The sequence below is a fragment of the Rhodococcus sp. P14 genome, from assembly GCF_000256505.1.
Lineage (GTDB): Bacteria > Actinomycetota > Actinomycetes > Mycobacteriales > Mycobacteriaceae > Rhodococcus > Rhodococcus ruber.
Genome location: NZ_AJFC01000030.1, coordinates 1 through 12,165 on the forward strand (window position 1 = coordinate 1; position 12,165 = coordinate 12,165).

At 72.0% G+C, this 12,165-nt stretch carries 10 protein-coding genes and 1 pseudogene; 4 read left to right on the forward strand and 7 right to left on the reverse strand.

The window, feature by feature from the left end; genetic code table 11:
- Window positions 1–431: pseudogene (locus tag OEY_RS27935) on the forward strand (hypothetical protein); the annotation flags it as partial.
- Window positions 432–475: 44 nt separating this feature from the next.
- Here OEY_RS27935 and OEY_RS0102270 read toward each other — a convergent pair.
- Window positions 476–1,144, reverse strand: a complete 669-nt coding sequence (locus tag OEY_RS0102270) for an HAD family hydrolase (protein WP_010592325.1) — start codon at window positions 1,142–1,144, stop codon at window positions 476–478.
- Between the two features lie 175 nt (window positions 1,145–1,319).
- Here OEY_RS0102270 and OEY_RS0102275 point away from each other — a divergent pair, with 175 nt between their 5' ends.
- Entirely contained in the window at window positions 1,320–2,387 is a 1,068-nt protein-coding gene (locus OEY_RS0102275; protein WP_010592326.1) for a TIGR03842 family LLM class F420-dependent oxidoreductase, read from the forward strand.
- Window positions 2,388–2,473: 86 nt separating this feature from the next.
- The gene (locus OEY_RS27940) at window positions 2,474–3,694 is read left to right on the forward strand and encodes a patatin-like phospholipase family protein (protein WP_051009360.1); all 1,221 of its coding nucleotides are present in this window, start codon (window positions 2,474–2,476) and stop codon (window positions 3,692–3,694) included.
- A 37-nt stretch (window positions 3,695–3,731) separates the two neighbouring features.
- Here the strand turns inward: OEY_RS27940 and OEY_RS0102285 are convergent, their stop codons facing one another.
- The 6 genes from OEY_RS0102285 to OEY_RS0102310 all read right to left on the reverse strand — a co-directional run bounded on the left by OEY_RS0102285 (window position 3,732) and on the right by OEY_RS0102310 (window position 9,730).
- Window positions 3,732–4,364 carry a hypothetical protein gene (locus OEY_RS0102285; RefSeq protein WP_010592328.1) on the reverse strand — a complete coding sequence of 211 codons (633 nt, stop codon included), beginning with the start codon at window positions 4,362–4,364 and terminating at the stop codon, window positions 3,732–3,734.
- Entirely contained in the window at window positions 4,364–5,416 is a 1,053-nt protein-coding gene (locus tag OEY_RS0102290) for a zinc-dependent alcohol dehydrogenase family protein (RefSeq protein WP_010592329.1), read from the reverse strand. The genes OEY_RS0102285 and OEY_RS0102290 overlap by 1 nt, the downstream gene beginning before the upstream one ends.
- A 115-nt stretch (window positions 5,417–5,531) precedes the next feature.
- Window positions 5,532–5,999, reverse strand: a complete 468-nt coding sequence (locus OEY_RS0102295) for a hypothetical protein (protein WP_010592330.1) — start codon at window positions 5,997–5,999, stop codon at window positions 5,532–5,534.
- 131 nt (window positions 6,000–6,130) lie between these two features.
- Window positions 6,131–7,306, reverse strand: coding sequence for a hypothetical protein (locus OEY_RS0102300; protein WP_010592331.1), 1,176 nt, complete (start codon window positions 7,304–7,306; stop codon window positions 6,131–6,133).
- Between the two features lie 70 nt (window positions 7,307–7,376).
- Window positions 7,377–9,224 (reverse strand): acyl-CoA thioester hydrolase/BAAT C-terminal domain-containing protein, encoded by a 1,848-nt coding sequence (locus tag OEY_RS0102305; protein ID WP_010592332.1) that lies wholly within the window; start codon window positions 9,222–9,224, stop codon window positions 7,377–7,379.
- 53 nt (window positions 9,225–9,277) lie between these two features.
- A complete protein-coding gene (locus tag OEY_RS0102310) occupies window positions 9,278–9,730 on the reverse strand; it encodes a GyrI-like domain-containing protein (protein ID WP_010592333.1) in 453 nt (150 codons plus the stop codon).
- Between the two features lie 808 nt (window positions 9,731–10,538).
- On the opposite strand from OEY_RS0102310, the gene OEY_RS0102315 reads away from it, so the two are divergent.
- The coding region (locus OEY_RS0102315; protein WP_010592334.1) for an acetyl-CoA carboxylase biotin carboxylase subunit at window positions 10,539–12,165 on the forward strand (1,627 nt) is incomplete at its 3' end.

Here is a 12,165-nt window from a genome sequence, read left to right on the forward strand (position 1 = left end):
TCTTCGAGCTGACCCCGGCCAACGGTCTCGACGGCTGCCCGAGCGGTCCGCCCGCTCCCCCGGCCGGGTCGTCCGTCCCGCCGAGCGAGGGCCCGCCCGCCCCGCCCGCCTCGTTCGAGGAGTGTCACCTGACCCTGAACAAGGACGATCCGGGCACGCTCCGCGGCCGTGAGCCGGTCCCCGGACAGGACGGGACGACGTACCACCAGCTCGCGGTGCAACTCGCCGTCGAACACACCACCGCGCTGTACCGGGAGGTCCGTGGTCTCGTCGCCGGTTCCGTCCCCGGCGGTGTCGACGGAGAGTGCGTCACCGACAATCTGTTCCAGGCCGCGCGATTCGCGCCCTGTGCGGTCCCGGCGCCCACTTCCGTTTTCCCCGAACGTATTTCGGTACAGCCAGTCGGCGTTGCGCCGAGTCCGCCGGCATAGGGGCGAGACCGGCCGCACCGGGGCGGGGCCCCGGCCTCCGCCTTTCACCTCATCGCTGCCACCGCGGCCGGGGTGAGACCGTCCAAGCCGGGCAGCACCAGCCCGGCGAGGGCGAGCGCATCCGGGTCGGGTGGGTACCGGGGATGGGGAATCGCGATCACCCGCATGCCGGCCGCCGCCGCCGACCGCAGCCCATTGCTGGAATCCTCCACCGCCGCACACCGAGCCGGGTTCGTCCCGAGTCGCTCGGCCACCGTCAGGTAGATGTCGGGGGCCGGCTTCCCCCGCGCCACACCCTCGGTGGACAGCGCCACCGCGAACGCATCCCCCAGCGCTGCGGCGTCGAGCACGGCCTCGATCAGCGCCTGCGGGGACGAGCTGGCCAGCCCGAGCGGCCACCGCGCCGCCATCGCGCGCACCGCCTCGACCGCACCGGGAATCAGCGGCAACCGCTCGGCGTAGCGGGCGCCCATGCGCTCGATGACCAGCGCCGCCACGTCGTCGGGTGGCAGGCCGACACCGAGACCCTCACTGAGATACCTCGCCCACTCCGGGGTACTCATGCCCATCAACCGGCTCTGCGCATCGTCGGTCCAGCGGCCCCCGTGCTCGGCCACGACCTGCCGACGCACCTGCTCCCACAGCGGTTCGGAGTCGACCAGCACCCCGTCCAGGTCGAACACCACCGCTTCCACACCACCGTTGTCGGACACAGGACCAGTCTCGGCCACACCGCCCGCCGGCAGGACACCGACACGCAGACGAGCGGCACGACCGGCCCCTCGCCGCAGATGGGCCCGCGATCCCCGAACCCGCCGAGTGCCGGACACCCGAGGTGTTGTGCGCGCAGAATCGGATCCGACATGACGTCGCGGCGGGAGGAGCCCCGTGGACATCGGAGTGGTATTCCAGTGCAACCCGCCGGCGGCGCGGGTCGTGGAGCTGGCCCGGCAGGCGGAGACACACGGCTTCTCCCACGTGTGGACGTTCGACTCGCACCTGCTGTGGCAGGAGCCGTACGTCGTCCACAGCATGATCCTCGCCGCGACGCGCACCGTGACGGTGGGGCCGATGGTGACCAATCCGGCGACCCGCGACTGGACGGTCACGGCCTCGACCTTCGCCACGCTCAACGGCATGTTCGGCAACCGCACCGTCTGTGGGATCGGCCGGGGCGATTCGGCGGTGCGCACCCTCGGCGGCGCGCCGGCGACGCTGGCGACGCTCCGCGACGCGATCGAGGTCATCCGTGAGCTCGGCAACGGCCGTGAGGCCCGGGTGCGGGACGTGACAGTGCGCTTCCCGTGGGCAGAGACGTCGGCGCTCGAGGTGTGGGTGGCCGGGTACGGGCCGAAGGCGCTCGATCTGATCGGCCGGGTGGCCGACGGATTCATCCTGCAACTCGCGGATCCGGAGATCGCGAGGTGGACGATCCTGCGGGTCCGCGCGGCCGCCGAGGCGGCCGGTCGCGACCCGGCGGCGGTGACGATCTGCGCGGCGGCACCCGCCTATGTGACGGACGGATCCGCCGCGGCCCTCACGCATGCCCGCGAGCAGTGCCGCTGGTTCGGTGGGATGGTCGGGAATCACGCCGCGGACCTGGTGGCGCGGTACGGCACCGACAGCGACGTGCCGGAGGCGCTCACCCGCTACGTCGCCGGGCGTTCCGGGTACGACTACAACGAGCACGGCCGCGCCGGGAACCCGCACGCGGAGTTCGTGGCCGACGAGATCGTCGACCGCTTCTGCATCGTCGGCGACGCGGAGGAGCATCTGAACCGGCTGAGGGAACTCGAGGAGATCGGGGTGGACCAGTTCGCCGTGTACCTGCAGCACGACGCGAAGACGTCGACCCTCGAGGCATACGGGGAGACCGTGATCCCGGGGCTCGCGCCGCGGCCGGCCGCGACGACCGCCCAGCCGGCCGGCGAGCGAGTGAACCGTTCGCCCGGATAGCCGGCACGTCCGCTCATTGCGAGCGTCGCTCGGCTTCTGCGGATCACGCGATCGGCGCCGCATCGGCGCGTATCGTTCTCCGATGTATGCACGTCGTGAGGGGGACGACCGTGAGCGAAACAGTAGGGCTGGTGGTGTCCGGCGCGGGCGCCCGGGGGGCGTACGAGGCCGGGGCGATCGCATCGCTGCTGCCCCACCTGCCGCGGTCGGAGCGCCCGCCGATTCTGGTGGGAACCAGCGCCGGCGCGCTGAACGTCGTCGGATTGGCCGCCTTCGCCGGGGACGGGTACAAGTCCGCCACCCACAAGATCGTGAGCCTGTGGTCGACGGTGGGACTGGACGACGTCTTCGGGCCCGTCGGCACGCTGGTCGGCACCGGCCTGCGTTACCTCGGTCAGGCCGCCGGTCTGGACGTCACGCTGCCGAGCCTTCTCGACACCGAGCGCATGCGCGACCTGCTGGCATCTCTCATCTGCTGGGAGGACCTGCACGCCAACATCCGCAGCGGGGCCATCGGGGCGGTCGCGGTGACGGCGACCTCCGTCGCCACCCGCGGCACCGTGGTCTTCGTCGAGAAACACCCGTCGGTGCCGCTGCCCGACTACGACGAACAACGCAACATCACCTACGTCGAGACGGAACTGTCCGTCGAGCACGTACTGGCCTCGGCGGCGGTGCCGGTGCTGTTCCGGCCCGTCCGGGTCACCGAACCGGCGGCGTGGGCGGGCTGGTACGTCGACGGTGGTCTGCAGCTCAACACCCCGCTGAAGCCGGCCCTCGCCCTCGGCGCGGACACCCTCGGAGTCGTCGCGACCCAGCCGCGGCACTGGATCGAACTGCCTGCCGCCGATCTCGCGCCTGGCGACGACGAGCCACCCGACGTGTTCGGTGCCGCCGCACTCGTCCTGCGCGCCGTCCTCTCGGACCGCATGATCGAAGACCTGCACCAGCTCGAGGTCCGCAACGACCGGTTGATGCGCATCCGCGCAGCCGGAGTGGACAGCGCGGACGTGACCTCGGATCGGGAGATCGAGGTGCGGTTCGCGGGCCCGTCGCTCGAGCAGGCATACGACCTCGGCCGGCTCGCCTACGACATCTACAGCGAGAAGGGCGCGGGGGTGGGCGGCCTGCGCCACCCCTGGCTGTCGGTGCTGGGCCGCCTCGTGGGAGGAACCCGCGAGGACCACGGCGACCTGCTGAGCTTCCTGCTCTTCGACCCGGACTTCACCTCCGCCGCAGCCGAACTCGGACTCGCGGCAACGCACGAGCCGCCGGGTCTCGAGCGACCGTCCCGCGCCTCTCCGTAGCCCGACGAAACGACATGCTCGCTCGGCCCGCGGGGGGTCACCACGCCAGGGATGCGACGGTGTACAGCATCTTCCGCCCCATGACGAACGTGATCGGTTCCATCAGCGTCGGGCCGAACGCGAGCCGGCTCCCGAGCGACGGACCGTAGCGTCCCCGGCCGTGTTCGACGAGGCGGGTGCCCCCGCTCGGGGCCGGACGCAGGTGGAACGACCACAGGAATGCGTCGCCGGTCTGCTCCGTTGCGCCGTGCAGGACGAGATCGCGGTTCGGCTCGAGCACCGCGACGGTGAGCGGTGGGGCCTTGGGGTGCTGGCGGATCGGGTCGCCGACGGCGAGGTGCTGCAGGTCGGGGCGGATCGCGGTGGCATTGGTGATGCGGCAGCCGATGAGGTTCTCGAGGCCCTCGTAGCTGTAGAAGCCGCCGCGGCCCTGACCGATCTGCACGATCCACGGCCACACCCGCTCCGGCGGCGCGTCGACCGTGACAGCGCGGGTGAAGCCCCAGTCCGGGGCGGGGACCAGGTCGTCGCCCGGATACTGCGCGGCCAGTTCCCCGGCGGTGGCGCCCCAGGTGGTGCGCCACCGCCGCAGGATCCGGGTGGTGAGCAGGTGGAACGCGATGAGCAGGGCACCGCCCACCGACTCGGACAGCGAGCGCAGCCGCCCCATCAGTCTCCCGGCGTCGCCGTCAGCAGCACCTTGAGCGCACCGGTCTCGGCGGCCCGGCCGAACACGTCGTAGGCCTCCTCGAACTCGTCGAGGGCGAACCGGTGGGTGATCATCGGCGAGGTGTCGAGCTTGCCGCTGCGGACCAGGCCGATCAGCGTCGGGGTCGAGTGCGTGTCGACGAGCCCGGTGGTGATGGTGAGGTCCTTGATCCAGATGCTCTCGAGGTGCAGCGTGGCCGGCGCACCGTGGACGCCGATGTTGGCGACGTGGCCGCCCGGTCGCACCAGCTCGACGGCCTGTTCGAACGTCGCGGGCACGCCGACGGCCTCCATGGTGACGTCCGCGCCGAGACCGTCGGTCAGGTCGCGGACGACGGCGGCGACGTCGTCGCGGCCGGGGTTGAGTACCAGGTCCGCGCCGAGTTCCCGGGCCGCCTCGAGCCGACTGTCGGCGAGGTCGACCGCGACGACGTGGCTCGGGCTCAGCAGCCGGGTGGCGAGAATCGCGGCGAGACCGATGGGGCCGGCACCGACGATCACGACGACGTCGGCGGGGCGCACGCATCCGTTGAGCACGCCGACCTCGTAGGAGGTGGGCAGGATGTCCGCGAGCATGAGCATCTGCTCGTCACTCACCCCCTCGGGCACGCGGTGGGTGGAGTTGTCCGCGAACGGAACTCGCACGAGTTCGGCCTGGGTGCCGTCGATGAGGTGGCCGAGGATCCAGCCACCGCCGCCGAGGCACTGGCCGTAGCGACCCTCGCGGCAGAAGCGGCAGCGGCCGCACGAGGTGATGCACGAGACGAGGACTCGGTCGCCGGGTGCGAGGTTCTGCACGCTCGGCCCGACCTCGACGACGGTGCCGACGGCCTCGTGCCCGAGGATGCGCCCGTCGGTGACCTCAGGGACGTCGCCGCCGAGGATGTGCAGGTCGGTGCCGCAGATGGTGACCGCGTCGACGCGGACGATCGCGTCGGTGGGGTCCGTGATTCGGGGGTCGGGGACGTCCTCCCAGGAGCGTTTGCCCGGACCGTGGAACACCAGTGCCTTCATTGGTTCGGCCCTTTCGCCGATCGGTGGGTGCCGGGTCCAGCGTCTCACCCGCAGCGCCGTCGGAAAATGGCCATTGGGCCTCGAATCGGGCGGGTGGAGGTCCCACCGGGGCGGATCAGTGGCCGGCGACGATCGCGAGCCGGTCGGTGCCCGGGTTCGCCTCGACCAGGGCCTCGGGGGTGCCGTACCCGTCGACCTCGACGACGGGCGCGCGGTCGACGGTGGCGCGCACGACGGCGCCGTCGGACATGAAGACGATCAGACCCTGACCCGTGGTCTGCGGGAGGTTTTCCCACACGGTGCCGGTCAGGCCGAGGTCCCGGTTGATCGAGCTCATCAGCAGGGGCATCGAGAAGCGGTACATGCGGTCCCACGACCCCGGCGGCAGCCCGGCCCCCTCGGCGACGGAGGACAGGGAGCGGGGCTCACCGCTGAGCAACACCGTGTCGAACTCCGCTTCGAGGATCGGGTCGTCCTGCACCCGGACCGTGTCACCCGATCCGCCGCATCCGGCGAGCACGAGCACGGCAGCCGGCAGCACCGCCGTCACCAGGCCCTTCGCCATCGGCATCGTGTGCAGCACCCGGTCACCCCCCAGTCGCTTCGCTCGAGAACGCGTGAAAGCTACAGCACCGGGCGCTCGCGGAGCAGGGGCGTCGGGCCACGTCGGAACCGTCGACGAGAAGGTCTGTGACCGCTGACAATCCGGCGGTTCTACTCCCGCGCGGTGAGCTCCGCGATGTCGCCGTGCAGCTCCGACCGGAGCGAGCCCATCAGCTCCGCGGCGATCCCGAACTGATCGCCGACGAAGTGGGTGTTGTCGGCCGAGAGCTCCCGCGCTCCCGAGCGGCCGATGAGGGAGTCGATCCGCTCGTCGAGGCTGGCGGTGCGGGCCTCGACCTCGGCGGTGCGCAACTGCATCTCGGCGACGGTGAGCAGCTCGCCGATGCGTGCCAGGGCCGCCACCCGGTCCAGGAGCTGATCCCACACCGGTTCGAGGGCGGCGATGCGCGCATCGACGGCCGCACGAGCGGACGGGGCCGCGCGGCGGGCGTCGGCGAGTTCGGCGAGCAGGCCGCGCAGCGTGACGGTGTCGACGGCGATCTGGGTCAGCTCGTCGGCGAGATCGAGCTGGGACCGCTGCACCGCGAGGTGCTCGGACCGCCACGCGGTGGAACCTTCGATGCGGTCGTAGAGGGTGCCGGCGAGGAACAGCAGGGTGTCGTACCGGTCGACGAAGTGGTCGTCGTCGGGCACCTGCCGGCCGAGGGCGTCGGCGGCGCGACGTCCCGCGGCGGCCGCCGCGGTGCCGTCCGACCAGCGCGTCACGCGGTCGACGGCCACGCCGAGCACCGCACCGCGCACCTGATCGGCCATCTTCTCGGGGACGGGCGCGGGCGTGTGCTGCAACGCCGCGAACAGGGCGTCGCGCTGGTGCGGGTCGAGGTGCACGCCGTCGCGTCGTTCCCGCCGCACGGCCCGCACGCCCTGCGCGTAGTGCCGGCCGGAGACGGTGAGCGTGTAGTGGGCGTTGCGCAGCCGCTTGGCCAGTTCCCCCGCCCGGTACTCGAACACCAGCCGGGCGGCGCCGGGGCGCAGGTCGGCAGCCCGCACCGTGAGACGGGCGTGCTCGTCCGTGAGGTGCCGCAACGCACCGAAACCGCCGAGGGTCGGCAGCCCGCGCCCGATCCGGCGGCGCCGGGCCAGGATGTCGCGGGTCTCGTCGTCGAGACGGCCGGCGGCCAGGCACAGGGCGGCGGCGTCCGACAGCGGGGCGTGCCGGCCGTCGAGCCGGTGCTGCTCGCACCAGCGGCGCACCTGCGCGGCCATCCGCTCGCGGCGCTGCTCGGCCGGTTCGAACCCGACCGGGAACTGTGGGGCGTCGGACATCGGGACCTCCTCGTGGCGTCCGGACCTCTCCACTGTTCCAGAAATCCCGGTGCCGCGGCGGGGGCGCCGGTCAGGCGAGGAATTCGGCGACGGCGTCGACGGCGGCGCGCTGGGCCCGGCCCTGCCCGGCCGGGGTGCCGCCGAAGGCGATGCCGCCGGTCCACTGGGCGTCGCCGGGGAACATGCCGAGACGGATGAGGTGGCCGGCGTCGTCGACGGACAGGTGCCGGTCGCGGCCGTCGCCGCGGCGGGCGAGCAGTGCGCCCGCCATGTCGGTGGACGGCCACAGCTGGTCGTCGGTGCCGGTGATGCACAGGATCGGGGCGTCGACCTTCTCGGCCCGCAGGTGGGCGGGGCCGGGTGCGTCGCGCAGTCCCGCGCGGTAGGCGTCGGCCAGGCGCAGCAGCGACGGCCGGTGCCGGGCGACGTCGCGGCCGGCCCGCCAGGCGTTGCGGATCATCTGCGGCATCAGCGCGGAGCTCGGCAGCGGCGCCCAGGGCTGGGCCTCGCCACCGAGGGTCCACGAGGGGGTGTCCGGGATCTCACCGTCCGGGCCGAGCCCCTGCCACGCGACGGAGCTGGGACTGATCAGCACCAGCGCCCGCAGCGGCGTGCCGTCGGCGGCGACGGCGGCGAGGAGCCCCTCGGCTCCCCGGGAGATGCCCACGGCGGCGATGCTGCCGATCTCGGGGCGGCCGGCGAGGTGGCGCAGCGCGCCGGTGAAACGCTCGAGCGGCACGTCGGCGACCTCGGAGTTCTCGTCGAGCCACGAGTAGGCGAGGGCGACGTGGCCGTGCGAGGCGAGGACGGCGATGGTGGCGCGCTGGGAGTCGACGCCGCCCTCGGAGCCGCCGACGCACAGCACCGCCGGCCACCCGCGGGGCGGCGTCGGGCCGTCCGGGCGGGCGAGCAGGCCGGGGCGGCCGTCGATGTCGAGGTCCTCGACGGTCACCCCCGGTGCGGCGTCGGCGCGGATCACCGTGCGTCGCGCGGTGTGGGGGCCGTCGGTGACGGTGAGCGTGACCGGCCACCGGCCGGGCGGGGGGACGAACAGGTCGGGCACGCGGTCGGGTTCGTCGAACCGCATGTCCCACAACGGTTCGTCGACGACGTCGACACTGCCGTCGTAGGTGCGGCAGGACCGCCAGCGGGCGCCGAACATGTCGGTGCCCTCCGCGGTGACGGTGATCGTCGCGTCGGGCCGCGATCCGGCGACGGTGAGCCGGAACGGTTCGTCGTGCCGGGACTGCCGCGGTGCGACGAGGTGGACGCGGGCGGAGTCGAGGTCCGGCGGTGGTGCGGCCGGGGATTCGGGTTCGGGGTGCGGGTTCGCGGTGGCGGCGAGCGTGGAGTTCGTGTCGAACCATTTGGGGAACAGGGCCGAGGCCAGCCCGGCCGCGCCCAGGACGACGAACGGGACGACCCAGTAGCCGACGACGGACAGCGCGTCGGTCTCGTCGCGGACGGTGGCGTCTCCGTCGACGATCGGTGGGATCAGCGAGGACACGGTCATCACGGCGAAGGCGGCGGCCCACATCCACGTCATCGCGGTGGTGACGTACCGGAATCCGCCGGCGGCCGCGGTCGCGGGATCGACTGTCTCGACGGCGTATTCGCGTACGAAGGGCCGTCCGGCGAGGATGCCGCCGAGGACGACGAGCAGCAGTCCGAGGTTGCCGATCGGTTGCAGCCAGCGTTCGAGGACGGCGTCGTCGAGGGTGAGTGCGGCGACGAGCAGCAGCGCGAAGACCACGACGGTGCCGACGTCGAGGGAGCGCCACGGCTTTCCGCGCATGCGCTGCACGAGCGGGCCGGCGGCGGCGAGGACGAGGGCTGCAGCCACGGCGGTGACGAACCCGGTGTTGCCGACGAGGATCCAGTACAGGATCCACGGCGCGAATCCGACGACGAGGGACATTCGCGGATTGTCTCCCGCCGCCGGGACGCGTGGGAGCTCTTCCGCGATACGCCTCAGGTCTTCACGGGTACGTAGATCACCGTGCGGATCTCCTCCGCGGGAGTGCCCGGCGGGCTCCAGTACTCCTCCCACGCGGTGCTCAGGTCGAGATCGTGGCCCTCCCGGGCGGCCCAGGCGGCGAGGGCCTCGTAGGTGTGCTCGAGCGTGTCGTAGGGACCGAGGTGGGTCTCGGTCGCGACGTCACCGGCGGGCAGGTCGACCGGGACCACGTGGCCGTCGCCGTCGACGGGGTCGGCGACCTCGAAGCCGGCGGCGCCGTCGAAGCCGTCCTCGGTGAAGTTGCGGTAGTAGGCGAAGGCCGGGCCGGACGGCGGCGTGCCCGCGCCCGCCAGGTACCGCTCGACGGCGCCGTACGCCTCGCCGATGTGTTCACCGATGTGGGCCAAGTCGGTGTGGAATTCCACGGCGGCCAGGTGCCTGGCCGGGGCGTGCACGATCTCGGGCATTCATCCTCCCCTGTCGAAGCCTGGAGTCACGATAGGCGATGCGCCGGTGGGCCCGATGTGACATCGCGTCGATGTGATCGAACCGGTGTGACATTCGGCCGCACCCGCGGGCACCCCGGGCACCCGCGAGCACCCCGGGCGGCCGTGACAATCGTCACAGCGGGTTTCCGCCCGCCCGCGCCGCCGGAGCGTGGAGGCGAGGGACCCGGCATCCGCCGGCGCGTGTCCGTTTCGACCTTTTCGAGGGGTGGATGCCGGTCCGATACTGGACAATTGGCGTAGGCGGGGGTGTTCGCGGGCCCGGCGGCACCGGGCCCGAAAAATCAACGGGCCGAATGTTACTGCCCGGTGTTACCCGACGGTATTCGTGAGCGCGGCCGAATCGAACCGAGTCCGCGCCACATTCCGGGATCGGAAAACAGCTTCCGCCAACATCTTTCACCGATTCATCCGACGAGAGCCACCGAACCCGGACCCCGAGGCCCTAAAACGTGACAAACCCTCATGTTTCCTTCATGCTGTTAGCGGAAGGATCGTCCCCACCGGGGGGCACTCGGCCGTCGACGACGACGGTCCGCGGGACGAGGCCGACCGCCTGTCCGCCGACTCCCAGGCACCCGCCGGGACAGTCGGCGCACACGTCCGCACGCATACGCCGACACGAGGAGCCGACCGATACATGTTCTTGCTCGCGTTATCAACCCGTGACGTGGGCCTCGGCATCGGTTAACTTTCTTCACTCACTGGCGAGAAGCTTCGACGAGCGTCGCACGAGCGCGCACAAACCTGGAGAACGGTGGCAACGAGTATGTTCAAACGGATCGCGGTGGTCAACCGAGGTGAGGCGGCAGTACGTCTCATCAGAGCAGTCCGGGAGCTCAACTCCGAGCACGACTACGACATCAAGACGATCGCCCTGCACACCGAGGCCGAGCGGCGGGCGATGTTCGTCCGCCAGGCCGACGAGGACGTCACCCTGCGGCCGTCCACCACGGCCGCCACCCCCTACCTCGACCATGCCGAACTCGAGCGCGCCCTCCTCGAGGCCGAGGCCGACGCCGTGTGGGTCGGCTGGGGCTTCGTCGCCGAAGATCCCGCCTTCGCCGAGGTCTGCGCCCGCCTGAACATCACCTTCATCGGCCCGTCGGCCGAGGCCATGCGCCTGCTCGGCGACAAGGTCGAGGCCAAGCTGCTCGCCGAGAAGGTCGGCGTGCCGGTCGCCCCGTGGTCGGGTGGACCGGTCGAGACCCGCGCCGACGCCCGCCGGCACGCGCAGGCCATCGGCTACCCGCTGATCATCAAGGCCCGCTCCGGCGGCGGCGGCCGCGGCATCCGCAAGGTGTACTCCGAGGACGAGCTCGAGCTCGCCCTCGAGCGCACCCAGGGCGAGGCCGAGCGCTCGTTCGGCGACCCCGTGGTGTTCATCGAGCGTCTCGTCACCGACGCCCGCCACGTCGAGGTCCAGGTCATCGCCGACGCCCACGGCAACGTCTGGGCGCCGGGCGTGCGCGACTGCTCCATCCAGCGCAAGAACCAGAAGGTCATCGAGGAGTCGGCGTCGCCGCTGCTGACCAAGGAGCAGGCCGACCACCTGCGCTCGGTCTCCGCCGACCTCGTGCGCGCCGCCGGCTACTGCGGCGCCGGCACCGTCGAGTACCTCTACCAGCCCGACCTGAAGATCTTCACCTTCCTCGAGGTCAACACCCGCCTGCAGGTCGAACACCCCATCACCGAGGCCACCACCGGCATCGACCTGGTCAAGCTGCAGATCCTCGTGGCCTCCGGGGAGACGCTGCCCGGCGACTGCCCGCCCGAGTTCGGCCACGCCGTCGAGGCCCGGCTCAACGCCGAGGACGCCGACAACGGCTTCGCCCCCGCCCCCGGCTCCGTGCAGCTGCTCAAGTTCCCGCTCGGGTCCGGCCTGCGCGTCGACACCGGCATCGCCCAGGGCGACGTCATCCCGCCGGACTACGACTCGATGGTCGCCAAGATCATCGCGTGGGGCCGCGACCGCGACGAGGCCCTGGCCCGCCTGCGCACCGCGCTGCGCGAGACCACCGTCGTCCTCGAGGGCGGCACCACCACCAAGTCGTTCCTGCTCGACCTGCTCGACCGCGACGAGGTGATCTCCGCCTCGGCCGACACCGGCTGGCTCGACCGCACCGGCGCCGGCACCGCCACCGGGCCGTCCCGGGTGGCCGACATCGCGCTGATCGCCACCGCCGTCGACGTCTACGACGCCGAGGAGACCCACGAGCGCGCCGCGTTCCTCACCTCCGCCCGCGGTGGCCGCCCCCGCGCCCGGCACTCCGTCGGCCGCAAGGTCGAGCTGAGCTACCAGGGCCAGGCGTACGAGCTGCTCGTCGGACAGGTCGGCCCGCACCGCTACCGCGTCGACGCCGGCAATGGCGAACTCGAGGGGGGCGTCGACCGGC